Consider the following 24,199-nt stretch of genomic DNA (forward strand, 5'->3'; position numbering starts at 1 on the left):
CGGACGAGGGCGGGCGGCACCGCACCGGCTGCGCCGCCCGTTCACTTATGGCCAGAGCCTCAGAGGCTTAGGCGCATCGACAGGTCGATGGCCTTGACGTCCTTGGTCAGGGTGCCGATCGAGATGTAATCCACCCCGGTTTCGGCGTAGCTGCGCAGGGTGTCGCGGTTGATGCCGCCGGAGGCTTCCAGCTTGGCGCGCCCGGCGGTGAGGGCGACCGCGGTGCGCATGTCGTCGTGATCCAGCTCATCGAGCATGATGATGTCGGCACCGGCCGCCAGGGCTTCACGCAGCTCGTCAAGGTTTTCCACCTCCACCTCCACCGGGCGGCCCGGGGCGATCTGCCGGGCGCTAGCGACGGCCTGGGTGATGCCACCGCAGGCAGCGATGTGGTTTTCCTTGATCAGGAAGGCATCGTAGAGACCGATTCGGTGGTTATGGCAACCGCCGCAGGTGACCGCGTACTTCTGCGCCAGACGCAGGCCGGGCAAGGTCTTGCGGGTATCGAGCAGCTTGACCGCCGTCCCCTCGACCAGATCGGCGTACTCGCGGCAGCGGGTGGCGATACCGGAGAGCAGCTGCAGGAAATTCAGCGCGCTGCGCTCGCCACTGAGCAGGGCGCGTGCCGGGCCTTCCAGGCTGAACAGGGTCTGGTCCTGCATCACCCGCTCGCCATCGGCCACGTGCCAGGTGACCTGCACGCGCGGGTCGAGCTGGCGGAAGACCTCATCGACCCAGGCGGTGCCGCAGAGGGTGGCGGCCTCGCGGGTAATGACCCGGGCGCGGGCGATGCGTTCCTCGGGGATCAGCTGGGCGGTGATGTCGCCACTGCCGATGTCCTCGGCAAGGGCGGTGCGCACATTGGCGGTGATTTCGGCACCGAGATCGGCAAGACGCAGATTGGGCATGGCAGGCTCCCTGGGGGTTGTCGGCCGATTATAGGCGCTTTGCGCAAGGTCCCGGAAAACCGGCTGACCGTGATTGCCTTGGCCCGCGCGGGCGGCTGCTCTAGAGTGGCGTCCGGCTCCCATCGGCGGGAGATCGTCACAGGAGTCCGCATGCATATCGATCCCTCGACCGGCTGGTGCCTTGAGGCCCGTCGCTGCCCCTCGCCCAACTGCAATGAGCGCCCGGATGGCGAGGTGTCGCTGCTGGTCATCCACAACATCAGTCTGCCCCCGGGGCAGTTCGGTACGGGGGAGGTGGAGAACCTGTTTCTCAATCGCCTGGATCCGGCGGGCCACCCGTATTTTGCCGATATTGCCGAGCTGCGGGTGTCGGCACACTTTCTGATCGAGCGGGATGGGACGCTGACCCAATTCGTCCCCTGCAACCAGCGGGCCTGGCATGCCGGGGTGTCGTGCTTTGCCGGGCGGGCGCAGTGCAACGATTTCTCGATTGGCATCGAGCTGGAGGGTACGGACCATCTGCCCTATAGCGAGGCGCAGTACCGGGTGCTCGGCGCATTGAGCCGCGCCCTGCAATGCGTTTATCCCGCCATCACCCTGGAGCGAATCTGCGGACACAGCGACATCGCACCGACCCGCAAGACCGATCCCGGCCCGGCCTTTGACTGGGGGCGCTATCGCCGTCTGCTGCAGGAGGGGGTGGCATGAGTTTTCTGGTGATGCTGCTGGCGCTGCTGCTGGAGCGCTTTACCGCGCTGCATGGCCGGATCCAGCAGGATGCGCTGCTGCAGCGCTTTCTGGAGTGGCTGATACAGGCGCGCGTCCTCAAGGGGCATGCCTGGCTGGCCCTGCTGGCCGCACTGCTGGCGCTGCTGCTGCCGGTGGCGCTGTTGCTGCAGATCCTGGCTCCGCTGGCCTATGGCGTGCTGCTGGTGCCGGCGCATGTGCTGATTCTGTTGTGGAGCTTCGGGCGGGGAACGCCGCTGGCGGATCTGGCGGCGCTGCGCGCCCGCTGGTTGCGTGAGGATGACCAGGCTGCCAGCCTGCATGCCGAACAGACGCTGGGCTTGCGCGCCGACAGCGCACCGGCCTTGCTGCAGCAGGTGCAGGGGTATCTGCTCTGGCAGAGCTATCAGGGCTGGTTTGCGGTGATCTTCTATTACGCGCTGCTGGGGCCGCTGGGCGCGCTGGGCTATCGGCTGGTGGCGGTGCTCGGCGAGCAGCCGGCGGGTACGCCGGGGCAGGAGCCGGCGGTGCGCCTGCGGCATCTGCTGGATGCACTGCCGGTGCGCCTGCTGCTGCTGGCCCTGGCGCTGGCCGGCAACTTCGTCACTGCGGGAGCCCTGCTGCGCCGTCATCTGCTCGATGGCAAGATCAGTGCGCCGCAGCTCTTGGCGGAAGGCGGGCGAGCCGCCGCGGAGTTGCCTGCCCAGCCTCTACCGGGCGATGGCCGCGCGGCAGTCCACAGTCTGGAGGACTTGCAGCACGTATTGATGCGCGCCGGCTGGATCTGGGCCAGCGTACTGGCGGCCGGGGTTCTGCTGGGTTGACGCTTGGCGCAGGTTCAGTGGCTGGCAACGGGCCAGCCGAACAAGGCGCAGGCATTACGGTAGCTGGCCTCGGCCAGCGCCGCCGCGCTGATACCGCGCAGCGCCGCCAGGGCGGTGCAGATGTCCGGCAGGTATTCCGGGCTGTTGCGCTGGTTGGGGTACAGGCTCGGGGCCATGTCCGGCGCATCGGTTTCCAGCACGATGCTCTCCAGCGGCAATCCAGCGACCACCTTGCGCAGGCGATGGGCCTGCGGCCAGGTGGCCGCCCCGCCCAGGCCGAGCCGAAAGCCGAGCTTCTGGTATTCCCGCGCTTCCTCTAGGCTACCGGCGAAGGCATGCACGATGCCGCCGCGCGCCGGTCGGTAGCGCTTGAGGGTAGCGATGGTCTGCGCGTGAGCGCGGCGCACGTGCAGCAGGGCGGGCAGCTCGAACTCGCAGGCCAGCGCCAGCTGCGCCTCGAACAGCGCCTGCTGGCGCACACGATCTAGCCCTTCGAGATACCAGTCGAGGCCGAACTCGCCGAGGGCGCAGAGCTTGGGGTGTCCGCTCAGGCGCTGCAGCCAGTGGCGCAGCTCGACGAGATGCTCGGGGCTGTGCTGGTCGAGGTAGACCGGGTGCAGGCCGAAGGCAGCGTAGAGGCCATCCTCCTGCTCGACCAGTTGCCACAGGCGCGGCCAGTTGGCCTGCTGCACGCCAAGCACCACCAGTTTTTCCACCCCGAGCGTCCGGCAGCGCGCCAGCACAGCGCGGCGGTCGGCGTCGAAATCGGGGAAATCCAGGTGGGTGTGGGTGTCGATCAGTTGCATGGCGCCTCCGGGGGTTGCCGGAAGTGTAGTGGGCGCCGTTGCGGCGCCCACTCGGGACTCAGTGATGCTCGCGGGTGGCGCGGAATTTGACGTCCGGCCAGCGCTCTTCCATCAAGCTGAGGTTGACGCGGGTCGGCGCCAGATAAGTGAGGTGGCCGCCGCCGTCAACGGCGAGGTTCTCATAGGCCTTGTCCTTGAATTCCTTGAGCTTCTTTTCATCGCTGCACTCGATCCAGCGCGCCGACCAGACGTTGATCGCCTCATAGGCGCACTCGACCTTGTATTCCTCCTTGAGGCGGCTGGCGACCACATCAAACTGCAGCACGCCGACCGCGCCGAGGATGATGTCGTTGTTGCGCTCGGGGAAGAACACTTGGGTGGCGCCTTCCTCGGCCAGCTCTTGCAGGCCCTGGCGCAGCTGCTTGGATTTCAGCGGGTCCTTCAGGCGCACGCGGCGGAACAGTTCCGGGGCGAAGTGCGGGATGCCGGTGAAGCCCAGCAGCTCGCCTTCGCTGAAGGTGTCACCGATCTGGATGGTGCCGTGGTTGTGCAGGCCGATGATGTCGCCGGCATAGGCTTCCTCCAGTTGCTCGCGCTCGCTGGAGAAGAAGGTCAGCGCGTCGGCGATCTTCAGGTCCTTTTTGATCCGCACATGGCGCATCTTCATGCCCTTCTCGTACTTGCCCGAGCAGATGCGCATGAAGGCGATGCGGTCGCGGTGCTTGGGGTCCATGTTCGCCTGTATCTTGAACACGAAGCCGGAGAATTTCTCCTCGGTCGGCTCGACCACCCGCTCGTGGGCGGCACGCGACAGCGGCATCGGTGCCCAGTCAACGATCGCATCCAGCACCTGATCGACGCCGAAGTTGCCGAGCGCGGTGCCGAAGAACACCGGGGTCATCTCGCCGCGGGTGAAGGCGTCCTGATCGAAGGTGTGGCAGGCGCCCTGCACCAGCTCCAGCTCGTCGAGGAAGCGCTCGTACAGATCGCCCAGGTGCGCGCGGGCTTCGGGGGAGTCGAGCTTGTCGATGATGCGCTGCTCGATACGCTCGTGGCCGTGACCCGGCTGGTAGACGATGATCTTGTCTTCGCTGAGGTGGTAGACACCCTTGAAGTCGCGGTAGCAGCCGATCGGCCAGGTGATCGGTGCGGCCTTGATCTTCAGCACCGCCTCGATCTCGTCAAGCAGCTCTATCGGGTCGCGGATGTCGCGGTCGAGCTTGTTGATAAAGCTCACAATCGGAGTATCCCGCAGCCGGCAGACATCCATCAGTGCGATGGTGCGCGGCTCGACGCCCTTGCCGCCGTCCAGCACCATCAGCGCGCTGTCCACCGCAGTCAGGGTGCGGTAGGTGTCCTCGGAGAAGTCCTCATGGCCGGGGGTGTCGAGCAGGTTGATCATGTGCGCGCGGTAGGGGAACTGCATCACCGAGGTGGTGATCGAGATGCCGCGCTGCTTTTCCATTTCCATCCAGTCGGAGGTGGCGTGGCGGTCGGACTTGCGCGACTTCACCGTGCCGGCGACTTCGATGGCGCGCCCCATCAGCAGCAGCTTCTCGGTGATGGTGGTCTTGCCCGCATCGGGGTGGGAAATGATCGCAAAGGTACGGCGCTTGGCGACTTCGGTGGCCTGAATGGTCATCGCAATGGGAACCCGTCGACGTGGTAGTCGGTCTGTCAGAAAAGGCAGCGATTATAACGGATGCGCCCCCCGGCCGGTTCGCTGGCGTGACCGATGATCCTGCGGCTGAATTTTTGGTTGATTCCCATCCCCTATGGTCCTAAAGTTCGCGCCCGAACGCTCATGCTGGAAACGATCCATCCGGCTCAAGTACTGACGACGAGACAGCAAGGTCAACCGGTTGCCGAGGTTGACCTTTTTGCTTTCGGCGACATGCCTTGGGAAGTAGGCGAACCAAAGTGGGGAAACTGATCAGGCGTTCACGGCCCACGGGCCAATCCACCACCTTCACGTAGCTTGTTTTGCCATCACTGGAGCCCATGCATGTCCATCAAGGTTGAAGACTACTTCGAGCGCGATACCTTCAAGAAGATGAAGGCCTTCGCTGACCAGCACGAAACCCCCTTCGTGATCATCGACCTCAAGACCATCGCCGATGCCTATGATCAGCTGGGCAACTGCTTCCCGTTCGCCAACATCTTCTATGCGGTGAAAGCCAACCCGGCGGTGGAGATCATCGATCTGCTGCGCGACAAGGGCTCCAGCTTCGACATCGCCTCGATCTACGAGCTGGACAAGGTGATGAGCCGCGGCGTTGGTCCGGAGCGCATCAGCTACGGTAACACCATCAAGAAAGCCCGCGACATCCGCTACTTCTACGACAAGGGTGTGCGCATGTTCGCCACCGACTCCGAGGCGGATCTGCGCAACATCGCCAAGGCGGCGCCGGGCTCGCGCGTGTATGTGCGCATCCTGACCGAAGGCTCCACCACCGCCGACTGGCCGCTGTCGCGCAAGTTCGGCTGCCAGACCGACATGGCCATGGACCTTTTGGTACTGGCCCGGGATCTGGGTCTTGAGCCCTACGGCATCTCCTTCCACGTCGGCTCCCAGCAGCGCGACATCTCGGTGTGGGATGCGGCAGTGGCCAAGGTCAAGGTGATCTTCGAGCGTCTCAAGCAGGAAGACGGCATCGTCCTGAAGATGATCAACATGGGCGGCGGCTTCCCGGCCAACTACATCGCCAAGACCAACACCCTGGAGACCTATGCCGAGGAGATCACCCGCTTCCTCAAGGAAGACTTCGGCGACGAGCTGCCGGAAATCATTCTCGAGCCGGGTCGCTCGCTGATTTCCAACGCCGGTATTCTGGTCAGTGAAGTGGTGCTGGTGGCGCGCAAGTCGCGTACCGCCGTGGAGCGCTGGGTGTACACCGACGTGGGCAAGTTCTCCGGCCTGATCGAAACCATGGACGAGTCGATCAAGTTCCCGATCTGGACCGAGAAGAAGGGCGAGATGGAAGAAGTGGTCATCGCCGGCCCGACCTGCGACAGCGCCGACATCATGTACGAGCACTACAAGTACGGTCTGCCGCTGAACCTGGCCATCGGTGATCGCCTGTATTGGCTGTCCACTGGTGCCTACACCACCAGCTACAGCGCGGTGGAATTCAACGGCTTCCCGCCGCTCAAGGCCTACTACCTCTGAGCCGGTTGACCGGCACGCCGGTCACCTGCTGAGGCTGTACAGACCCCGCCGCGTGCGGGGTCTGTCGTTTCTGCGTCAGGGCAATAGCATCCGCGCGGTGGTGATGTTGAAGGGCAGATGGCCAATCCGGAGGGGTAACGTGATCGATGATCTGTTCGCCCGCGAGGCGGGGGACGTGCAATGGCTGGCGCCGGGCGTCTGCCTGTTGCCGGGGTATCTGCTCCCGGAACTGGAGCCTTTGCTGGATGCGCTGCGCGAGGTGCTGGCCGCCGCGCCGCTGCGCCGGGTGAACACGCCTTCAGGGCAGCCGCTGTCGGTGGCGATGAGCAACTGCGGTGCACTGGGCTGGGTCAGCACGGCGCAGGGTTACTGCTATGTCCGTGAGGACCCGCAGAGCGGTCAGCCCTGGCCGGCCTTGCCACCACTGCTGCAGCGCCTGTCCTGGCAGGCGGCGCAACGGGCCGGTTTTGCTGACTTTGCGGCCGATGCCTGCCTGATCAACCGGTATCGCCCTGGGGCACGCATGGGGCTGCATCAGGACCGTGACGAGGCGGATTTCCGCCAGCCGATCGTGTCCTTCTCTCTGGGCTTGCCCGCCACCTTTCTGCTCGGCGGGTTGCAGCGCCGTGACCGGGTGCAGCGGCTGCGCCTGCAGCATGGCGATGCGCTGGTCTGGGGTGGGCCGGCGCGGCTGCGCTATCACGGCATCCTGCCGCTGGAGGCGGGCGAGCATCCGCGCATGGGTGCGCAGCGCATCAATCTGACCCTGCGCCGTGCCGCGCCTTGACTTGCGCTCAGGGCTTGCCTAGCGTGCGGCCTCCGATTAGGCCGTGACGAGGAGAGGCGATGAGCGCCGCAGCGGAGCGTATCAAGCTGGAGCCGGGCTGGAAGCTGGCCCTGCAGGCAGAGTTCGAGCAGCCCTACATGCAGGCGCTCGGTGACTTTCTGCGCCATGAAAAGGCCGTTGACAAGCAGATCTATCCGCCGGGTGGGCTGATCTTCAATGCGCTCAACTCCACCCCGCTGGCGCAGGTCAAGGTGGTGATCATCGGTCAGGATCCTTACCACGGGCCGGGTCAGGCCCACGGGTTGTGCTTCTCGGTGCCGCCCGGCGTGCCGGTGCCGCCGTCGCTTTTGAACATCTTCAAGGAGCTCAAGCGCGACCTGAACATCGATCCGCCCAACCACGGCTGCCTGCAGCATTGGGCGGAGCAGGGCGTGCTGCTGCTCAACACCTCGCTGACCGTCGAGCAAGGCAAGGCCGGCTCGCATGCCAAGGCCGGCTGGCAGCCGTTCACCGACAAGGTGATCGAGGTAGCCAACCGGGATTGCCCGCATCTGGTGTTCATGCTCTGGGGCGCGCATGCGCAGAGCAAGGAGCCGTTGATCGATCCGACCCGGCACCTGATCCTGCGCTCGGCGCATCCCTCACCGCTGTCGGCGCACCGCGGCTTCCTGGGAAATGGGCACTTCAGCCGCGCCAACCAGTGGCTGGCGCAGCGCGGCATCGAGCCGGTCGATTGGGCGCTGCCCAATCTGTAACGGGAGTCAGTGCTGGATGTCGCGGTCGGCGTCGATCGTGTAGGGCAGCTCGAGCAGCTGCAGAGTCGGGCCTTCCAAGCTGCCCAGATGCAGGCGGCCATCCTCGACGGCGTTGTCCTGCAGCACGGCCAGCAGCTCTACGCCCTCTGCGCTGCGTGCCGCGAGCACGACCTCGCCGATCGAGGAGCCATGCACCGGGGAGAACAGCTCGGTGGCCGGCGCCGGTACGGTGTCGCCTTCCAGCTGCAAGCGGTACAGGCGGCGCTTGAGGCGGCCGAGGTACTGCATGCGCGCGACGATCTCCTGGCCGGTGTAGCAGCCCTTCTTGAAGCTGACGCCACCGAGGCTCTGCAGGTTGAGCATCTGCGGGATGAACAGCTCGCGGGTGGCTTCCACCACCTGGCCGACCCCGGCACGGATCTGCGCCAGTTGCCAGTCATTCAGACTGCCGCGGCTTAGCAGCGTGCTCAGGCGCGTCTCCAGCGCAGCGGCTTCCCCTGCCGGGCTCCACAACTCGCTGTGTCCACCGTGCAGGCGTACCGCCAGACCTGCGCCGTAAGGGCAGACGCTGCCCGCAGCCGGCGGCAGATCGATGCCCAGCGCGCTGAGCGCCGTATCCCCGTCGAGCAGACCGAAGCGCACCCAGTCGCTGCTGGCATCGACCAGGCGGGTCGTGCGGAAAAAGGCTGCGTATTTCTGCAGCTCTGCGCGCAGCGGCTCGGCCAGTGCTCGGTCCATGGCCAGGGCAAAGCCATCGGCCAGCGGCACGATGCGAAAGCTCGACAGCATCCGCCCCTTGGGCGTACAGCGTGCGCCGAGGCTGCTGGTGGTGGCGTCCAGGTAGTTGAGGTTGCAGGTCAGCTGGCCCTGCAAAAACTTGGCAGCTTCCGCGCCGTGGACAGCGAGGACGCCTTCGTGGTCGAGCAGGCAGAAGAGTGCGGACATATCGATCGCCGGTCCTGAAAAAACGGGCCCTCATCATAGGGCCGGCCGGCAGCGCTGGCCAGTCGCGGCAAGGCTGGCGGGGGGCGGGGGCATGGTTATAATGCGCCACCTGCCCCTGGAGGTTGCACATGACTGAAGAAAACACCGAGCTCAAACGTCTGCAGTGGGAGTGCCGTCGCGGCATGCTGGAGCTGGATGTCCTGCTCAAGCCCTTCCTGGATGAGGCCTATCCCCAGCTGGATGCCGAGGATCAGGCGCGCTTTCGCAAGTTGCTCAAGTGCGAGGACCCGGATCTGTTCAGCTGGTTCATGGCCTACAGCACGCCTGAGGATGCCGACTATCAGCGCATGGTTCGCATGATCCTCGCGCGTGTCCAGCCGCACTGAGCCCTTCCTCTGCCACTGGCGCCCCTCGCGGCGCCTGCTGGCACTCTATCTGGGTCTGCTGGGGCTGCTGGCCCTGGCAGGTTTGTCCAGTCCTCTGCCATTGACTGTGCTCAGTCTGCTGCTGAGTCTGGCGCTGCTGCACGCCGGCTGGCTGCTCTCGCGCACCCTGCTGCCCGGTGGCCGTTACGCCACCGGCAGCCTGCGCCATGATGCAGAGGGCTGGTGGCTGCAGTCGGGCGGGGAGGGTTGGCAGCCGATCCAGCTGCGCCCCGGTACGCTGGTGCTGCCGGCGCTGGTCGTGCTGCAGTATCGCCAGCCCGGTCAGTGGTTCGACCGAGCCCTGTGCCTGCCGGCGGATAGCCTGGATGCTGGGGCGCACCGGCGTCTGCGGGTGCGCCTGCGCTTTGCCCGGGCGTCTCAGCCCGCGCGGCCAGCGGATCAGACCGGTCGATAAGCCGGCGGCACCAGCAGGGTGTCCCGGGCGTCGCTCAGGGTTTCCGGGTAGTCGAGGGTGTAGTGCAGGCCGCGGCTCTCGTGGCGCAGCATGGCCGAGCGGATCATCAGATCGGCGACCAGCGCCAGGTTGCGCAGCTCGATCAGGTCGCGACTGACCTTGTAATTGCTGTAGAACTCGTCGATCTCCGCCAGCAGCAGGCGCACCCGGTGCTGGGCGCGCTGCAAACGCTTGCTGGTGCGCACGATGCCGACGTAATCCCACATAAAGCGCCGCAGTTCGTCCCAGTTGTGCGCAATGATCACATCCTCGTCCGAGTCGGTGACCTGGCTGGCATCCCAGCCCGGCAGGGTGCGCGGGACGCCGCTGTGCGGTAGCTGCTGGACGATATCGGCTGCCGCGGCGCGGGCGTAGACGAAGCACTCCAGCAGCGAGTTGCTGGCCAGCCGGTTGGCGCCATGCAGGCCGGTGAAGCTGGTCTCGCCGATCGCATACAGGCCGGGCACATCGGTCTGGCCGTGGTGATCGACCAGCACACCGCCGCAGGTGTAGTGGGCCGCCGGCACCACCGGGATCGGCTCGCGGGTGATGTCGATGCCAAAGCCCAGGCAGCGCTCGTAGATGGTCGGGAAGTGTTCGCGGATGAACTCGGCGGGCCGGTGGCTGATGTCCAGGTATACACAGTCGATGCCCAGGCGCTTCATTTCATGGTCGATGGCGCGGGCGACGATGTCGCGCGGGGCCAGCTCGCCGCGCGGATCGAAGCGGAGCATGAAGCGCTCGCCGTTGGGCAGCTTGAGCTGTCCGCCTTCGCCGCGCACCGCTTCGGTGATCAGAAAACTCTTGGCCTGCGGGTGGTACAGGCAGGTCGGGTGAAACTGGTTGAACTCCAGATTGCCGACCCGACAGCCCGCGCGCCAGGCCATGGCAATGCCATCGCCGCAGGTGCCGTCCGGGTTGCTGGTGTAGAGGTAGACCTTGGCGGCGCCGCCGGTGGCCAGCACCACGAAGCGCGCAGCGAAGGTATCGACCTCGCCGCGCCGGCGATCCAGCACATAGGCGCCGAGGCAGCGATTGCCCAGCCCGCCGAGCTTGCGCTCGGTGATCAGATCAACCGCCACGCGCTGCTCCAGCAGCTCGATGTTCGGGCGCTGACGCGCGCGCTCAAGCAGGGTGGTGAAGATCGCAGCACCGGTGGCGTCAGCCGCGTGGATGATGCGCCGATGGCTGTGGCCGCCCTCGCGGGTCAGGTGGAAGGCAAAGCCCTGCTGGCCGCGGCTGTGTTCATCGTCGCGGGTGAAGGGCACGCCCTGCTCGATCAGCCAGTCGATGGTCTCGCGGCTGTGCTCAACGGTGAAGCGCACGGCATCTTCATGGCAGAGACCGGCGCCGGCGACCAGCGTGTCCTGGACATGGGAGTCGATGTTGTCGCTGTCGTCCAGCACGGCGGCGACGCCGCCCTGGGCCCAGTAAGTGGAGCCGCCGGCCAGATCGCCCTTGCTCAGGACGGCGACCTTGAGGTGCTCGGGCAGATTGAGTGCCAGGGCAAGGCCGGCACCGCCGCTGCCGATGACGAGGACGTCGTACTGATGATGCTGGCTCATGGGAACTGAACTTCCGCGATAACGGGGCTGCCTAGTATATCCAAGGCCCAATCGGCAAAATACCGGCCGTCTCGGCGGCTTTTACCGGCAGCCGGCCTGCGGGATCGCGAACGGCTGCCGCCGCCCCCAGCAGAACTTTCATCGCAGCCCCAGGTCTACGCCACACTGGTCGGGCCTGTCGGGGTCTGCCTGCCTGCCCGGGCATTGATTAGGAGTCGCAATGCTAATCCAGGAAGCCGATCAGCAACTGGTCGAGCGTGTCCAGCGCGGTGACAAGCGCGCGTTCGATCTGCTGGTGCTCAAGTACCAGCACAAGGTGCTCGGACTGGTCGTGCGCTTCGTGCACGATGCCCATGAGGCGCAGGACGTCGCCCAGGAGGCCTTCGTCAAGGCGTACCGGGCGCTGGGCAATTTCCGCGGGGAAAGTGCCTTTTACACCTGGCTATACCGCATCGCGGTGAACACGGCCAAGAATCACCTAGTCGCTCGCGGCCGCCGCCCGCCAGGCAGCGATGTGAGTGCCGAGGATGCCGAGTTTTTCGAGGGTGATCATGCCCTCAAGGATATCGAGACCCCCGAGCGCGCCCTGCTGCGCGACGAGATCGAGGCGACCGTGCATCGCGCCATCGCCGCGCTGCCGGAGGAGCTGCGTCGGGCCCTGACCCTGCGCGAGTTCGAGGGCCTGAGTTACGAGGAGATTGCCAGCGTCATGCAATGTCCGATAGGAACGGTGCGCTCGCGGATCTTCCGCGCGCGTGAAGCGATCGACAAGGTGCTGCAGCCGCTGCTGCAGGAATCCTGAGGACAGGCAGTACCCGCCCGGAGAAAACATCATGAGTCGTCAATCCCTGGAAGAATCGCTGTCTGCCGTCATGGATGGCGAGGCGGATGAGCTGGAGCTGCGCCGTGTGCTGGGCAGCGACGATGCAGCCTTGCGTGCGCGCTGGGCGCGTCAGCAGCTGGTACGCGATGTGATGCACGGCCAGACCGTGCAGCCACATCTGGATCTTGGTGCCGGCATCTGGTCCGTCATCGAGGCGGAGGACTCTGCAGTCGCTCGCCCGCCGGTCGCCTCCAATCGCTGGCAGCGTCTGGGGCGTTACGCCGTGGCGGCCAGTGTGACGCTGGCGGTGCTGGCGGGGGTGCGCTGGTATCAGGGCGGGGAACCGGCCGTTTCCACCCTGGCGCAGCAGGCGCCAACCCCGGTGAGTGCGCCCGCCAGCGTGGTGCCGCCTCAGGCGCCGGCCGTGCTGGCCAGCTACCCGGCGACGAGCGAGCCTGTACAGGAGTCAGCGTCGGTCACTGACGAGGCGCAGATCCTGCGCGCGCTGCCGGCCGATGCAGCAGATCGCTGAGGCACGACCATGATTGAAGAAAGTGCGCGGGTGGTGGCGGTCGAGGCGGGTGCGGTCTGGGTGGAAACCCTGCGGCGCAGCACCTGTAGCGCCTGCTCGGCGAGTGCCGGTTGTGGGCAGGGCTTGATGGAGAAGCTGGGTGTTGGTCAGCGCCGCGGCTATGTGCGCGCCCTGTGCCGCGCGCCGGTGCAGGTCGGCGATCAGGTGGTGATCGGGATCGCCGAAGCGCTGCTGGTGCGCAGCTCCTTGCTGGTCTATTTGCTGCCGCTGCTGGGGCTGTTTGCCGGCGCTCTGCTGGCCGAGTGGTTGGCGCTGGGCGAGTCTTTTGTCATTCTGGCGGCCTTGGCGGGCTTGCTCCCGCCGTGGCTACTGGTACGCAGCTACAGTCGCCGGCGCGGCGATGACCCCGCCAATCAGCCTGTGGTGCTGCGGGTTGAGTCGGTTCCCGCGACCCTGCACTGCGTCGAAATCCACTGATTGTCATCGAGGAGTCCCTGACTCATGCGAATGCTCAAGCACACCCTGCTGTCGCTGGCGGCGCTGCTGCTGACCGCCCAGGCGCTGGTTGCCCATGCCCGGCTGCCGGAGTTCACCGAACTGGTCGAGCAGGCCTCGCCGGCGGTGGTGAACATCAGTACCCGTCAGGCTGCCTCGCCCCGGTCGGCAGCGATTCCCCCCCATGCCCTGCCGGATCTGGAAGGCCTGCCGCCGATCTTTCGTGAGTTCTTCGAGCGCAGCCTGCCGCAACTGCCGCCGGGGCATCCGCCGCAGCAGCGCCAGCGTCAGGCGCAGTCGCTGGGGTCGGGCTTCATCATTTCTGCCGACGGCTATGTGCTGACCAATAACCACGTGATTGCCGATGCCGATGAGATCATCGTGCGGCTCTCCGATCGCAGTGAATTGGAAGCCCGGCTGGTCGGTGCCGACCCGCGCACCGATGTGGCGCTGCTCAAGGTCGAAGGCAAGGGCCTGCCCAGCGTCAAGCTGGGCAAGTCCGAGAACCTCAAGGCCGGCGAATGGGTGCTGGCGATCGGCTCGCCGTTTGGTTTTGATCACTCGGTGACGGCCGGGATCGTCAGTGCCAAGGGCCGCAGTCTGCCCAACGAGAACTACGTGCCGTTCATCCAGACCGATGTGGCGATCAACCCGGGTAACTCCGGTGGTCCGCTGTTCAACCTCGACGGCGAGGTGGTCGGCATCAACTCGCAGATCTTCACCCGCTCCGGTGGCTTCATGGGGCTATCGTTTGCGATTCCGATCGATGTGGCCATGCACGTGGCCGAGCAGCTCAAGACCACCGGCAAGGTGCAGCGCGGCTGGCTCGGGGTGGTGATTCAGGAGGTCAGCAAGGATCTGGCCGAGTCCTTCGGTCTGGAGCGCCCGGCCGGCGCTCTGATCGCGCAGGTGCTGGACGGTGGTCCGGCGGCGCGCGGCGGGTTGCAGGTGGGGGATGTGATTCTGGCCATCGACGGTCAGCCGATCGTGGTGTCCGCCGATCTGCCGCACCGGGTCGGCAACCTGAAGCCGGGCATCCGGATCACGCTGGATGTGGTGCGCCGTGGTCAGCGTCAGCCGGTCACTCTGCTGATCGATGCGCTGCCCGAGGAGGGCATGGCGCTGGCGGGTAGTGGCGATGCGCCGGCGCGCAGCAGCAACCGTCTGGGTGTGTCGGTGGTGGATCTCACCGCCGAGCAGCGCAAGGCGCTGGAGCTGGAGGGCGGTGCGCTGATCCGTGAGGTGCAGAACGGGCCGGCAGCGGCCATCGGCCTGCGTCCGGGCGATGTCATCACCCACCTCAACAACCAGTCGATCGACTCGGCCAAGACCTTCGAGCGGGTCGCCCAGGCGCTGCCGAAGAACCGCAGTGTGTCGATGCGCGTGCTGCGTCAAGGGCGCGCCAGCTTCATCACCTTCCGCCTGAGCGAGTAAGGGCCGGCTGGGGCAACCGGAGGCGCTGCGGCGCCTTCGGTCGTTTCTGGGCCGGGACAAGACGGTCGGCGTGGGTTACGCCACGCCGGGCGATAGGCTAGAATCCGCGACTATTTTCGGCGGGCTGAGCCCGCGCTCTCTTTCCGAGTGTTGAGCCCGTGAGTGATCTGAGTCATATCCGTAACTTCTCCATCATCGCCCACATCGACCACGGTAAGTCGACGCTGGCGGATCGCTTCATTCAGATGTGCGGTGGCCTGTCCGACCGTGAGATGGAAGCTCAGGTGCTCGATTCCATGGATCTGGAGCGCGAGCGCGGCATCACCATCAAGGCCCATAGCGTGACCCTGCACTACAAGGCGCAGGACGGTAAAACCTACCAGCTGAACTTCATCGACACCCCCGGCCACGTCGACTTCACCTATGAGGTCAGCCGCTCGCTGGCCGCCTGCGAGGGCGCGCTGCTGGTGGTGGACGCCGGTCAGGGTGTCGAGGCGCAGTCGGTGGCCAACTGCTACACCGCCATCGAGCAGGGTCTTGAGGTGATGCCGGTGCTGAACAAGATGGACCTGCCCCAGGCTGAGCCGGAGCGGGTCAAGGAAGAAATCGAGCACGTCATCGGTATCGATGCCACCGATGCGGTGGCATGCAGCGCCAAGAGCGGCATGGGCGTGATCGACGTGCTGGAGCGCCTGGTCGAGGTGATTCCGCCGCCGGAGGGCGATATCGACGCGCCGCTGCAGGCGCTGATCATAGACTCCTGGTTCGACAACTACCTGGGTGTGGTCTCGCTGGTGCGGGTGCGCCACGGCCGGGTCAAGAAGGGCGACAAGATCCTCGTCAAGTCGACCGGCAAGATGCATCAGGTCGACAGCGTTGGCGTATTCACGCCCAAGCACACCGCCACCGCCGATCTCAAGGCCGGTGAGGTGGGCTTCATCATCGCCGGCATCAAGGACATTCAGGGCGCCCCGGTTGGCGATACCCTGACGCTCTCCACCACCCCGGATGTCGAGGTGCTGCCGGGCTTCAAGCGCGTCAAGCCGCAGGTTTATGCCGGTCTGTTCCCGGTCAGCTCCGATGACTTCGAAGACTTCCGTGATGCGCTGGAAAAGCTGACTCTCAACGACGCTGCGCTGCAGTACGAGCCGGAAAGCTCCGACGCGCTGGGCTTTGGCTTCCGTATCGGCTTCCTTGGCATGCTGCACATGGAGATCATCCAGGAGCGCCTGGAGCGCGAGTATGACCTGGACCTGATCACCACCGCACCGACCGTGGTGTTCGAGGTGGTGCTGAAGAACGGCGACATCGTCTACGTCGATAACCCGTCCAAGCTGCCGGACCTGGCGTCGATCGCCGAGATGCGCGAGCCGATCTGCCGCGCCAATATTCTGGTGCCCCAGGATCACCTGGGCAGCGTGATCACCCTGTGCGTTGAAAAGCGCGGTGTGCAGCGTGACATGAGCTTCCTCGGCAGTCAGGTGCAGGTCAGCTATGACATGCCGATGAACGAGGTGGTGATGGACTTCTTCGACCGCCTCAAGTCGGCCAGCCGTGGCTATGCCTCGCTGGATTACAGCTTTGATCGCTTCCAGCCCGCCAACCTGGTGCGCCTCGATGTGCTGATCAACGGCGAGCGGGTCGATGCTCTGGCGCTGATCGTCCACCGCGACAACGCGGCCTACAAGGGCCGTCAGTTGGTCGAGAAGATGAAGGAGCTGATCCCGCGGCAGATGTTCGATGTCGCCATTCAGGCCGCCATCGGTGGCCAGGTGGTCGCACGCTCGACCGTCAAGGCGCTGAGAAAGAACGTTCTGGCCAAATGCTACGGCGGTGACGTAAGCCGCAAGAAGAAGCTGTTGGAGAAGCAGAAAGCGGGCAAGAAGCGCATGAAGCAGGTTGGCAGCGTGGAAATCCCGCAGGAAGCCTTCTTGGCTGTGCTCAAGGTCGATAGCTGAGGTCGCTGCCGGTGAACTTCCCATTGATGCTGGTGATCGCCGTGGCCGTGTGCGGCGCACTGACCCTACTCGATCGCCTGTATCTGGCTCCCCGGCGCCGGGCTGCCATTGCCAATTATCACCTGGCGGCCGGGCAGTCGGATCCGCAGGTGGTGCAGCGGTTGTCCCGTGAGCCGGTGCTGGTGGAATACGGCAAGTCGTTCTTCCCGGTGCTGGCGCTGGTGCTGGTGCTGCGCTCCTTTGTGGTCGAGCCGTTCCAGATTCCCTCAGGCTCCATGCAGCCGACGCTGGAAGTGGGCGATTTCATCCTGGTGGACAAGTTCTCCTACGGGCTGCGCCTGCCGGTGCTGGATACCAAGGTGCTGCCGGTCGGTGAGCCGGCGCGCGGTGATGTGATGGTGTTCCGTTATCCGAGCGATCCACGCATCAACTACATCAAGCGGGTGGTTGGCCTGCCGGGTGACCGCCTGGTGTACACCGGCGACAAGCGCCTGTTGATCAATGGCCAGCCGGTGGCCGAGCAGCTGGTGGGCGATGAGCCGGGTAGTCTCGGCAGCGCCCGGCTGTACAAGGAGCGGCTGGGCGAGATCGAGCATGTGATCCGCAAGGAGATGCGCCGTTATCGCATGGAGCCCAGTCGCGAATGGGTGGTGCCGGCTGGGCATTACTTCCTGATCGGCGACAACCGCGACAACTCCAACGACAGCCGCTACTGGGATGATCCGGCCATTGCGCCTGCCTTGCAGGGCATGGTTCCGGACGATCACATTGTCGGCAAGGCCTTTGCCATCTGGCTGAGCTGGCCTGCGCCCAAGCTTGCCAACCTGCCGACCCTCGCCCGTGTCGGGCTGATCCACTGATACCTCCGGAGTCCCGTGAGCAGCGCCTCTCTTGAACGCCTTGAGCGCAAGCTCGGCTATACCTTTACCGATCGCGCACTGATGGTGCTGGCCCTGACCCACCGCAGTTTTGCCGGCCGCAACAACGAGCGCCTCGAATTTCTCGGCGATGCCATCCTCAACTTCGTGGTCGGCGAGGCGCTGTTTCAGCGCTTCCCCCAGGCCCGTGAAGGGCAGTTGTCGCGTCTGCGCGCCCGGCTGGTCAAGGGCGAGACCCTGGCCGTGCTGGCGCGCGGCTTTGAGCTGGGCGATTTCCTGCGTCTGGGCTCGGGCGAGCTGAAAAGCGGCGGTTTTCGCCGTGAATCGATCCTGGCTGATGCCACCGAGGCGCTGATCGGCGCCATTTATCTCGATCGTGGCATGGACAGTGCGCGCGAGCGGGTATTGGCCTGGTTGGAGCCGCATTTTCAGGGCCTGACGCTGGTGGATACCAACAAGGACCCCAAGACCCGCCTGCAGGAATTCCTGCAATCACGCAGCTGCGAACTGCCGCGCTACGAGGTGGTGGATATCCAGGGCGAACCGCATTGCCGCACCTTCCATGTCGAATGCGAAATTGCCCTGCTCACTGAAAAGACCCGTGGCCAGGGTGCCAGCCGCCGCATCGCCGAACAGGTGGCGGCCGCGGCGGCACTGGTGGCCCTGGGCGTGGAGAATGGCAATGACTGAATCCCCGAGCCGCTGCGGCTATGTGGCCATCGTCGGCCGGCCGAACGTCGGCAAATCGACCCTGCTCAATCACATCCTCGGCCAGAAGCTGGCGATCACCTCGCGCAAGCCGCAGACCACCCGTCACACCCTGCTCGGCATCAAGACCGACGGGGCGGTGCAGGCGATCTACGTCGACACCCCCGGCATGCACAAGGATAACGACAAGGCCCTCAACCGCTACATGAACCGCAGCGCCAGCGCCGCGCTCAAGGATGTGGATGTGGTGATCTTTGTCGTCGACCGCACCCGCTGGACCGACGAGGACCAGATGGTTTTCGAACGGGTCAAGTTCGTGCAGTGTCCGGTGATCCTCGCGGTCAACAAGATCGACCGCCTCGACGATAAGGGCGAACTGCTGCCGCACCTCAAGTGGCTGGCCGAGCAGTTGCCAGAGGCCGAGGTGGTGCCGATCTCGGCGCAGAACGGTCAGAACCTTGAGACGCTGGAGCAGCTGGTCGGTGCGCGCCTGCCCGAGGGCGAGCATTTCTTTGCCGAGGATGAAATCACCGACCGCAGCTCGCGCTTCCTGGCGGCGGAGCTGGTCCGCGAGAAAGTGATGCGCCAGCTCGGCGCCGAGGTGCCTTATCAGGTCACCGTGGAGATTGAACAGTTCAAGCAGGAAGGGCGCATCCTGCATATCCATGCACTGATCCTGGTCGAGCGCGACGGGCAGAAGAAAATCATCATTGGCGACAAGGGCGAGCGCATCAAGCGTATCGGCCAGGACGCCCGCCGCGACATGGAAAACCTGTTCGGCAGCAAGGTGATGCTCAACCTGTGGGTCAAGGTGAAGAGCGGCTGGTCGGACGACGAGCGCGCCTTGCGCTCGCTCGGCTACGGCGACGTCTGAGTCGCGGGGCGGGCAACGGTGTCCCGTCCACTGCCGGCGTGCCCGGCCTTCGTGCTGCACAGCCGGCCTTACAAGGAGGCCAGCGCGCTGGTCGACTTCTTTTGCCCTGACGGTCGCCGGCGCGCGGTGTTGCGCGCCGCCCGTGGCAAGCGCGGCGGGCTGGCCCGCGCCTTCCAGCGCCTGGAGCTGGAGCTGCGCGGGCAGGGCGAGCTCAGGACCGTCGCCCGGCTGGAGCCTTTGGGCATTCCCTACCTGCTCAGCGGCACGGCCCTGTTCAGCGCCCTGTACCTCAATGAACTGCTGATGCGCCTGCTGCCGGCCGATGATCCGCACCCGGCGCTGTTTGCGCATTACGCTGCGACCCTCGAGGCGCTGGCCGGTGGGCGGGCGCTGGAGCCGCTGCTGCGCAGCTTCGAATGGCGCCTGCTGGATGAACTGGGCTATGGTTTTGCCCTCGATCAGGACTGCGAGGCGCAGCCGATCGACCGCCAGGCGCTCTATCAATGGCTGCCGGACATGGGCTTTCAGCGTGTCGCGCAGTGGCAGCCCGGCCTGTTCCACGGCCATGAATTGTTGGCGCTGGCGCAGGCGGCCTGGGAGCTGCCGGGGACGCTGGCCGCCGCCAAGCGGCTGATGCGTCAGGCACTGGCCCCACATCTGGGCGGGCGGCCGCTGGTCAGCCGCGCGCTGTTCATCCATCGCAAGGAGTCTTCCCGTGACTGAAGCCAATCGCATCCTGCTGGGTGTCAATATCGATCACATCGCCACCCTGCGTCAGGCGCGCGGTACCCGCTATCCGGACCCGGTGAAGGCCGCGCTGGATGCCGAGGAGGCCGGCGCCGACGGCATCACCGTGCATCTGCGCGAGGATCGCCGGCATATCCAGGATCGCGACGTGCGCCTGCTCGCCGAGGTGCTGCAGACGCGGATGAACTTCGAGATGGGTGTCACCGAGCCGATGCTGGCGCTGGCCGAGCAGATCCGCCCGGCCCACGCCTGCTTCGTGCCCGAGACCCGTCAGGAGCTGACCACCGAGGGTGGGCTGGATGTCCTCGCGCAGGAAGATCGCCTGCGCGCGGCGGTGGAGCGGCTGGCCGTGCTGGGCTGCGAGGTTTCGCTGTTCATCGACGCCGATCCAAGGCAGATCGAGGCGGCGGCGCGCATCGGCGCGCCGGCCATCGAGCTGCACACCGGCCGCTATGCCGACGCCCACACCCCCGCCGAGCGCGCGGCGGAGCTGGCGCGGATCCGTGACGGGGTGGCCTGCGGGCTGGATCACGGGCTGATCATCAATGCCGGCCACGGCCTGCACTATCACAATGTCGAGGCGGTGGCGGCGATTGCCGGCATCAACGAGCTGAACATCGGGCATGCCATCGTTGCCCATGCGCTGTTCGTCGGTTTCAAGCAGGCGGTGGCCGAGATGAAGGCGCTGATCGTCGCCGCGGCCGTGCGATAATTCGCCCTCGTTTCACTGGCGCAGTCCGCCCTTTGCGAGGGCGATTGCTGGAGCACTCATGACCGAGAAGATTGTTGTTGCCGCGCTGTACAAGTTCGTCGCGTTGCCCGATTACGTAGCGCTGCGTGAGCCGCTGCTGGCCACGCTGCAGGCGCACAGGATCAAGGGCACCTTGCTGCTGGCCGAGGAGGGCATCAATGGCACGGTGTCCGGCACTCGTGCCGCCATCGATGCACTGCTGGACTGGCTGCGCGCCGATCCACGGCTGGCGGATGTCGATCACAAGGAATCGCTGTGCGATGAGCAGCCGTTCTACCGCTGCAAGGTCAAGCTGAAGAAGGAAATCGTCACCCTGGGTGTGCCCGGCGTGGACCCGCACCGCCAGGTCGGCACCTACGTCGAGCCCCGCGACTGGAATGCGCTGATCAGCGACCCCGAAGTGCTGCTGATCGATACCCGCAACGACTACGAAGTGGCGATCGGCAGCTTTGCTGGGGCAATCGACCCGAAGACTGCCTCGTTCCGCGAATTTCCCGAGTATGTGCGTGAGCACTTCGACCCGGCGCGGCACAAGAAGGTCGCGATGTTCTGCACCGGCGGCATCCGCTGCGAAAAGGCTTCGAGCTTCATGCTCGGCGAGGGGTTTGCCGAGGTCTATCATCTCAAGGGCGGCATTCTCAAATACCTTGAAGAGGTCGAGGAGCCGGACAGCCTGTGGCGCGGCGAATGCTTTGTCTTCGATAACCGCGTCACCGTGCGCCATGACCTCAGCGAGGGCGATTACGAGCTGTGCCACGCCTGTCGCAATCCGGTATCGCCGGCGGATCGTCAGTCCGAACACTATGCGCCGGGCATCAGCTGTCCGCACTGCTGGGATTCGCTGCCGGAGAAGACCCGCGCCAGCGCCCGCGAGCGGCAGAAGCAGATCGAGCTGGCCCGCGCCCGTCAGCAGCCGTTGCCGATCGGCCGTGATCCACGCCAGAGCGACTGAATCCCGCCCCATCGATATGCCTTGCGCCCGCCAGTCGGGCATCCCCTCACGGAGAGCTGCGACATGCCCGCCCGTCTGTTGTATGTGATGGATCCGATGTGTTCCTGGTGCTGGGGGTTCTCCCCGGTCTTCACCCAACTGGCCGAGCAGGCTCAGGCGCACGGCGTAGCCACCCATCTGGTGGTCGGCGGCTTGCGTCCCGGCACCCGCCATGCGCTGGATGCCGGTAGTCGCCGCACCATCCTTGGACACTGGCAGGCGGTCACGGAGCGCACCGGCCAGCGCTTCAGCTTCGACGGGGCGCTGCCGGAAGGCTTTGTATACGACACTGAGCCGGCCAGTCGGGCGCTGGTGGCGGCGCGTCAACTGGAGGCAGCCCGCGCGCCGCGCTTGCTGCAGGCGATCCAGCAGGCGTTCTATCTGCAAGGGCAGGATGTCACCCGTGCGGGCGCACTGGTTGAGCTGGCGGTGGCCGCGGGCTATGCCCGCGAGCCGTTTGCCGAGGCCTTCGACAGCCCGGCGCTCTGGGAGGCGACGGCGGCTGATTTTCGCTGGGCGACCGATCTGGGCATTGCCGGCTTCCCGACCCTCCTGGCTGAGCGTGATGGCCAGCTGGCGCTGCTGACCAACGGCTATCAGCCGCTGGCCGCGCTTGAGCCGCTCTTGCAGCGCTGGCTGGCGCGGGTGTCCCATGACTGAAGCGCGTGACCGGCTGGACTGGGCAGAGATCCGCCGTCTGGCGCTGGAGCATCGCCGTGCGCTGCTGCTGGCCAACCTGCTGGCAGTGCTGGCGGTGCTGTGCAGCGTGCCGATTCCGCTGCTGCTGCCGCTGCTGGTCGATGAGGTATTGCTCGAGCAGGGCAACCGCGCGCTGGTGGTGATGGATCTGCTGTTGCCGGCGGCCTGGCAGCAGGCGGTGGGCTATATCCTGCTGATGCTGGGGGTGACGCTGCTGCTGCGTCTAGCCTCATTGGCGCTGAATGTGCTGCAGGCCCGGCTGTTTGCCGGGCTGTCCAAGGAGGTGATCTACCGGCTGCGGGTCCGTCTGCTGGCCCGGCTGGAGCGGATTGCTTTGGCCGAGTACGAAAGTCTCGGCAGCGGGACAGTGACCGCGCATTTGGTCACGGACCTGGACACCCTCGATCGCTTCATCGGTGACACCCTGAGCCGGCTGGTGGTGGCGCTGCTGACCCTGTGTGGCACCGCAGCGATTCTGGTCTGGATGCACTGGCAGCTGGCGCTGCTGATCCTGCTGTTCAATCCGCTGGTGATTTACGCCACGGTGCTGCTCGGCAAGCGCGTCAAGCACCTCAAGAAGCTGGAAAACGACAGCACCGCCCACTTCACCCAGGCGCTCAGTGAGACCCTGGAGGCGATTCAGGAAATCCGCGCCAGCAATCGTCAGGGGTTCTTCTTCACCCGGCTGGCGGCGCGGGCGCGTGAGGTGCGCGACCGGGCGGTGGCCTCGCAGTGGAAGACCGATGCGTCCGGGCGCGCCAGTGGCCTGCTGTTCCAGTTCGGCATCGATGTGTTTCGCGCCGCGGCGATGCTCACTGTGCTGTTCTCCGATCTCTCGATCGGTCAGATGCTCGCGGTGTTCAGTTACCTGTGGTTCATGATTGGCCCGGTCGAGCAGCTGCTCAGCCTGCAGTACGCCTATTACGCCGCCGGTGGCGCCCTCAAGCGGCTCAATGAACTGCTGGATCGCGCCGATGAGCCGGCGTTCCCCGCCCGCCGTGACCCGTTTGCCGGGCAGGCCACGGTGGGGGTCGAGGTGCAGGATCTGCACTTTGCCTACCGCGACGAGCCGGTACTCGATGGGCTGAGCCTGTCCATCGCACCGGGCGAGAAGGTCGCGCTGGTCGGCGCCTCCGGGGGCGGCAAGAGCACCCTGGTGCAGCTACTGCTCGGCCTGTACCGCCCGCAGGCCGGCTGCATTCGCTTCGGCGGTGAGCGCCTTGAGGACATCGGGCTGGAGCGCCTGCGCGAGCAGGTGGCAGTGGTCCTGCAGCAACCGGCGCTGTTCAATGACACGGTGCGCGCCAACCTGACGCTCGGCCGCGCCTGTGACGATGCCGCCTGCTGGCAGGCACTGGAGATTGCCCAGCTGGCCGAGACCATCCGTGCGCTGCCGGAGGGGCTGGACAGCGTGGTCGGGCGCTCGGGCGTGCGCCTATCCGGCGGGCAGCGCCAGCGGCTGGCGATCGCCCGCATGGTGCTGGCCGAGCCCAAGGTGGTGATCCTCGATGAGGCGACCTCGGCGCTGGATGCCGCCACCGAATATGCGCTGCATCAGGCGTTGGCTGCGTTCCTCAAGGGGCGCACCACGCTGATCATCGCCCACCGTCTGAGTGCGGTGAAACAGGCCGATCGGGTGCTGGTGTTCGAGGATGGACGGATCACCGAGCAGGGCGAGCACCAGAAACTGCTGGCGGAAGGCGGGCTGTATGCGCGTCTGTACGGCCATCTGCAGCACTGAGCGAGCGCTGTGATTGTCGACAATCGCCGCCGCTACACCGTCCGGGCGCCAGGCTGTAGTGCCGGTGCCGGCTGGACTACGCTGTAGGCATTCGGCGGCTTTTTCAGGCTCGAATGCAGCTGCCTCTGGCACTTGGCAGCGGCGCCCGTTAGCATTGCGCGGTTTTTATCCGCCCCTCACAAGGGGAGTCGAGAGCGCTGTGTA

Annotated in this window: 26 protein-coding genes; 21 read left to right on the forward strand and 5 right to left on the reverse strand. The window is 65.6% G+C overall.

The features are described 5' to 3' along the window. Nucleotides 1-59: 59 nt before the first annotated feature. Nucleotides 60-908, reverse strand: coding sequence for a carboxylating nicotinate-nucleotide diphosphorylase (nadC, locus tag MXC11_RS00750; protein WP_250003907.1), 849 nt, complete (start codon nt 906-908; stop codon nt 60-62). 150 nt (nt 909-1,058) lie between these two features. Between nadC and ampD the strand changes: the two genes are divergently transcribed. Both ampD and ampE read left to right on the forward strand, forming a co-directional pair. After that, nucleotides 1,059-1,616 carry a 1,6-anhydro-N-acetylmuramyl-L-alanine amidase AmpD gene (gene ampD / locus MXC11_RS00755; RefSeq protein WP_250003908.1) on the forward strand — a complete coding sequence of 186 codons (558 nt, stop codon included), beginning with the start codon at nt 1,059-1,061 and terminating at the stop codon, nt 1,614-1,616. Then, nucleotides 1,613-2,458, forward strand: coding sequence for a regulatory signaling modulator protein AmpE (ampE, locus tag MXC11_RS00760; protein ID WP_250003910.1), 846 nt, complete (start codon nt 1,613-1,615; stop codon nt 2,456-2,458). Before ampD ends, ampE begins: the two co-directional genes overlap by 4 nt. A gap of 14 nt (nt 2,459-2,472) precedes the next feature. Here the strand turns inward: ampE and MXC11_RS00765 are convergent, their stop codons facing one another. Both MXC11_RS00765 and MXC11_RS00770 read right to left on the reverse strand, forming a co-directional pair. Next, nucleotides 2,473-3,264 carry a TatD family hydrolase gene (locus MXC11_RS00765; protein WP_250003912.1) on the reverse strand — a complete coding sequence of 264 codons (792 nt, stop codon included), beginning with the start codon at nt 3,262-3,264 and terminating at the stop codon, nt 2,473-2,475. A gap of 58 nt (nt 3,265-3,322) precedes the next feature. Next, nucleotides 3,323-4,906 (reverse strand): peptide chain release factor 3, encoded by a 1,584-nt coding sequence (locus tag MXC11_RS00770; protein WP_250003914.1) that lies wholly within the window; start codon nt 4,904-4,906, stop codon nt 3,323-3,325. A gap of 93 nt (nt 4,907-4,999) precedes the next feature. Between MXC11_RS00770 and MXC11_RS00775 the strand changes: the two genes are divergently transcribed. The 4 genes from MXC11_RS00775 to ung all read left to right on the forward strand — a co-directional run bounded on the left by MXC11_RS00775 (nt 5,000) and on the right by ung (nt 7,975). Further along, entirely contained in the window at nt 5,000-5,197 is a 198-nt protein-coding gene (locus tag MXC11_RS00775; RefSeq protein ID WP_250003916.1) for a hypothetical protein, read from the forward strand. A gap of 72 nt (nt 5,198-5,269) precedes the next feature. After that, nucleotides 5,270-6,433 (forward strand): type III PLP-dependent enzyme, encoded by a 1,164-nt coding sequence (locus MXC11_RS00780; RefSeq protein ID WP_250003918.1) that lies wholly within the window; start codon nt 5,270-5,272, stop codon nt 6,431-6,433. 139 nt (nt 6,434-6,572) lie between these two features. After that, the gene (gene alkB / locus MXC11_RS00785) at nt 6,573-7,220 is read left to right on the forward strand and encodes a DNA oxidative demethylase AlkB (RefSeq protein WP_462938082.1); all 648 of its coding nucleotides are present in this window, start codon (nt 6,573-6,575) and stop codon (nt 7,218-7,220) included. Between the two features lie 59 nt (nt 7,221-7,279). Continuing rightward, complete coding sequence (gene ung / locus MXC11_RS00790; RefSeq protein ID WP_250003920.1) at nt 7,280-7,975, forward strand: uracil-DNA glycosylase; 696 nt, start codon at nt 7,280-7,282, stop codon at nt 7,973-7,975. A 6-nt stretch (nt 7,976-7,981) separates the two neighbouring features. Here the strand turns inward: ung and ygfZ are convergent, their stop codons facing one another. Further along, nucleotides 7,982-8,920 carry a CAF17-like 4Fe-4S cluster assembly/insertion protein YgfZ gene (gene ygfZ, locus MXC11_RS00795; RefSeq protein ID WP_284060301.1) on the reverse strand — a complete coding sequence of 313 codons (939 nt, stop codon included), beginning with the start codon at nt 8,918-8,920 and terminating at the stop codon, nt 7,982-7,984. A 128-nt stretch (nt 8,921-9,048) separates the two neighbouring features. Here ygfZ and MXC11_RS00800 point away from each other — a divergent pair, with 128 nt between their 5' ends. Together MXC11_RS00800 and MXC11_RS00805 are read left to right on the forward strand one after the other, a co-directional pair. Continuing rightward, entirely contained in the window at nt 9,049-9,306 is a 258-nt protein-coding gene (locus MXC11_RS00800; protein ID WP_250003922.1) for an FAD assembly factor SdhE, read from the forward strand. Continuing rightward, nucleotides 9,290-9,760 (forward strand): protein YgfX, encoded by a 471-nt coding sequence (locus tag MXC11_RS00805; RefSeq protein ID WP_250003923.1) that lies wholly within the window; start codon nt 9,290-9,292, stop codon nt 9,758-9,760. The genes MXC11_RS00800 and MXC11_RS00805 overlap by 17 nt, the downstream gene beginning before the upstream one ends. Here MXC11_RS00805 and nadB read toward each other — a convergent pair. Then, nucleotides 9,745-11,364, reverse strand: a complete 1,620-nt coding sequence (gene nadB, locus MXC11_RS00810; RefSeq protein WP_250003925.1) for an L-aspartate oxidase — start codon at nt 11,362-11,364, stop codon at nt 9,745-9,747. The two genes, MXC11_RS00805 and nadB, sit on opposite strands and share 16 nt — an antisense overlap. A 220-nt stretch (nt 11,365-11,584) precedes the next feature. Here nadB and rpoE point away from each other — a divergent pair, with 220 nt between their 5' ends. The 13 genes from rpoE (at nt 11,585) to MXC11_RS00875 (ending at nt 23,995) form a co-directional block, all read left to right on the forward strand. After that, complete coding sequence (gene rpoE, locus MXC11_RS00815; RefSeq protein ID WP_250003927.1) at nt 11,585-12,166, forward strand: RNA polymerase sigma factor RpoE; 582 nt, start codon at nt 11,585-11,587, stop codon at nt 12,164-12,166. Nucleotides 12,167-12,197: 31 nt separating this feature from the next. Continuing rightward, the gene (locus tag MXC11_RS00820; protein ID WP_250003928.1) at nt 12,198-12,719 is read left to right on the forward strand and encodes a sigma-E factor negative regulatory protein; all 522 of its coding nucleotides are present in this window, start codon (nt 12,198-12,200) and stop codon (nt 12,717-12,719) included. A gap of 9 nt (nt 12,720-12,728) precedes the next feature. After that, nucleotides 12,729-13,196, forward strand: a complete 468-nt coding sequence (locus MXC11_RS00825; protein WP_250003930.1) for a SoxR reducing system RseC family protein — start codon at nt 12,729-12,731, stop codon at nt 13,194-13,196. Between the two features lie 30 nt (nt 13,197-13,226). After that, nucleotides 13,227-14,648: a DegQ family serine endoprotease gene (locus MXC11_RS00830; protein ID WP_462938085.1), complete on the forward strand. Its 1,422-nt coding sequence runs from the start codon at nt 13,227-13,229 to the stop codon at nt 14,646-14,648. Between the two features lie 158 nt (nt 14,649-14,806). After that, nucleotides 14,807-16,606 (forward strand): translation elongation factor 4, encoded by a 1,800-nt coding sequence (gene lepA, locus MXC11_RS00835; RefSeq protein ID WP_250003934.1) that lies wholly within the window; start codon nt 14,807-14,809, stop codon nt 16,604-16,606. Nucleotides 16,607-16,611: 5 nt separating this feature from the next. Next, nucleotides 16,612-17,466, forward strand: coding sequence for a signal peptidase I (lepB, locus tag MXC11_RS00840; protein ID WP_250003988.1), 855 nt, complete (start codon nt 16,612-16,614; stop codon nt 17,464-17,466). A 15-nt stretch (nt 17,467-17,481) separates the two neighbouring features. Then, nucleotides 17,482-18,174 carry a ribonuclease III gene (gene rnc, locus MXC11_RS00845; RefSeq protein ID WP_349665483.1) on the forward strand — a complete coding sequence of 231 codons (693 nt, stop codon included), beginning with the start codon at nt 17,482-17,484 and terminating at the stop codon, nt 18,172-18,174. Next, nucleotides 18,167-19,066: a GTPase Era gene (gene era / locus MXC11_RS00850; protein WP_250003936.1), complete on the forward strand. Its 900-nt coding sequence runs from the start codon at nt 18,167-18,169 to the stop codon at nt 19,064-19,066. Before rnc ends, era begins: the two co-directional genes overlap by 8 nt. A gap of 18 nt (nt 19,067-19,084) precedes the next feature. After that, complete coding sequence (gene recO, locus MXC11_RS00855; RefSeq protein ID WP_250003939.1) at nt 19,085-19,789, forward strand: DNA repair protein RecO; 705 nt, start codon at nt 19,085-19,087, stop codon at nt 19,787-19,789. Further along, nucleotides 19,782-20,525 (forward strand): pyridoxine 5'-phosphate synthase, encoded by a 744-nt coding sequence (pdxJ, locus tag MXC11_RS00860; protein WP_250003941.1) that lies wholly within the window; start codon nt 19,782-19,784, stop codon nt 20,523-20,525. Before recO ends, pdxJ begins: the two co-directional genes overlap by 8 nt. A 58-nt stretch (nt 20,526-20,583) precedes the next feature. Then, nucleotides 20,584-21,516 (forward strand): oxygen-dependent tRNA uridine(34) hydroxylase TrhO, encoded by a 933-nt coding sequence (gene trhO / locus MXC11_RS00865; protein WP_250003943.1) that lies wholly within the window; start codon nt 20,584-20,586, stop codon nt 21,514-21,516. A 63-nt stretch (nt 21,517-21,579) separates the two neighbouring features. Further along, nucleotides 21,580-22,215, forward strand: a complete 636-nt coding sequence (locus tag MXC11_RS00870) for a DsbA family protein (RefSeq protein WP_250003945.1) — start codon at nt 21,580-21,582, stop codon at nt 22,213-22,215. Then, the gene (locus MXC11_RS00875) at nt 22,208-23,995 is read left to right on the forward strand and encodes an ABC transporter ATP-binding protein (protein ID WP_250003947.1); all 1,788 of its coding nucleotides are present in this window, start codon (nt 22,208-22,210) and stop codon (nt 23,993-23,995) included. Before MXC11_RS00870 ends, MXC11_RS00875 begins: the two co-directional genes overlap by 8 nt. Nucleotides 23,996-24,199: the final 204 nt, after the last annotated feature.

Origin of the sequence: Pseudomonas eutrophicaquae (assembly GCF_023544715.1) — a bacterium.
In the GTDB taxonomy this organism is placed as follows: Bacteria; Pseudomonadota; Gammaproteobacteria; order Pseudomonadales; family Pseudomonadaceae; genus Geopseudomonas.

Bases quoted from the DNA above. Each gene is read 5' to 3' on its own strand.
- nadC (WP_250003907.1), bottom strand. From the start codon at position 908: ATGCCCAATCTGCGTCTTGCCGATCTCGGTGCCGAAATCACCGCCAAT.
- ampD (WP_250003908.1), top strand. From the start codon at position 1,059: ATGCATATCGATCCCTCGACCGGCTGGTGCCTTGAGGCCCGTCGCTGC.
- ampE (WP_250003910.1), top strand. From the start codon at position 1,613: ATGAGTTTTCTGGTGATGCTGCTGGCGCTGCTGCTGGAGCGCTTTACC.
- MXC11_RS00765 (WP_250003912.1), bottom strand. From the start codon at position 3,264: ATGCAACTGATCGACACCCACACCCACCTGGATTTCCCCGATTTCGAC.
- MXC11_RS00770 (WP_250003914.1), bottom strand. From the start codon at position 4,906: ATGACCATTCAGGCCACCGAAGTCGCCAAGCGCCGTACCTTTGCGATC.
- MXC11_RS00775 (WP_250003916.1), top strand. From the start codon at position 5,000: ATGATCCTGCGGCTGAATTTTTGGTTGATTCCCATCCCCTATGGTCCT.
- MXC11_RS00780 (WP_250003918.1), top strand. From the start codon at position 5,270: ATGTCCATCAAGGTTGAAGACTACTTCGAGCGCGATACCTTCAAGAAG.
- ung (WP_250003920.1), top strand. From the start codon at position 7,280: ATGAGCGCCGCAGCGGAGCGTATCAAGCTGGAGCCGGGCTGGAAGCTG.
- ygfZ (WP_284060301.1), bottom strand. From the start codon at position 8,920: ATGTCCGCACTCTTCTGCCTGCTCGACCACGAAGGCGTCCTCGCTGTC.
- MXC11_RS00800 (WP_250003922.1), top strand. From the start codon at position 9,049: ATGACTGAAGAAAACACCGAGCTCAAACGTCTGCAGTGGGAGTGCCGT.
- nadB (WP_250003925.1), bottom strand. From the start codon at position 11,364: ATGAGCCAGCATCATCAGTACGACGTCCTCGTCATCGGCAGCGGCGGT.
- rpoE (WP_250003927.1), top strand. From the start codon at position 11,585: ATGCTAATCCAGGAAGCCGATCAGCAACTGGTCGAGCGTGTCCAGCGC.
- MXC11_RS00820 (WP_250003928.1), top strand. From the start codon at position 12,198: ATGAGTCGTCAATCCCTGGAAGAATCGCTGTCTGCCGTCATGGATGGC.
- MXC11_RS00825 (WP_250003930.1), top strand. From the start codon at position 12,729: ATGATTGAAGAAAGTGCGCGGGTGGTGGCGGTCGAGGCGGGTGCGGTC.
- MXC11_RS00830 (WP_462938085.1), top strand. From the start codon at position 13,227: ATGCTCAAGCACACCCTGCTGTCGCTGGCGGCGCTGCTGCTGACCGCC.
- era (WP_250003936.1), top strand. From the start codon at position 18,167: ATGACTGAATCCCCGAGCCGCTGCGGCTATGTGGCCATCGTCGGCCGG.
- trhO (WP_250003943.1), top strand. From the start codon at position 20,584: ATGACCGAGAAGATTGTTGTTGCCGCGCTGTACAAGTTCGTCGCGTTG.
- MXC11_RS00870 (WP_250003945.1), top strand. From the start codon at position 21,580: ATGCCCGCCCGTCTGTTGTATGTGATGGATCCGATGTGTTCCTGGTGC.
- MXC11_RS00875 (WP_250003947.1), top strand. From the start codon at position 22,208: ATGACTGAAGCGCGTGACCGGCTGGACTGGGCAGAGATCCGCCGTCTG.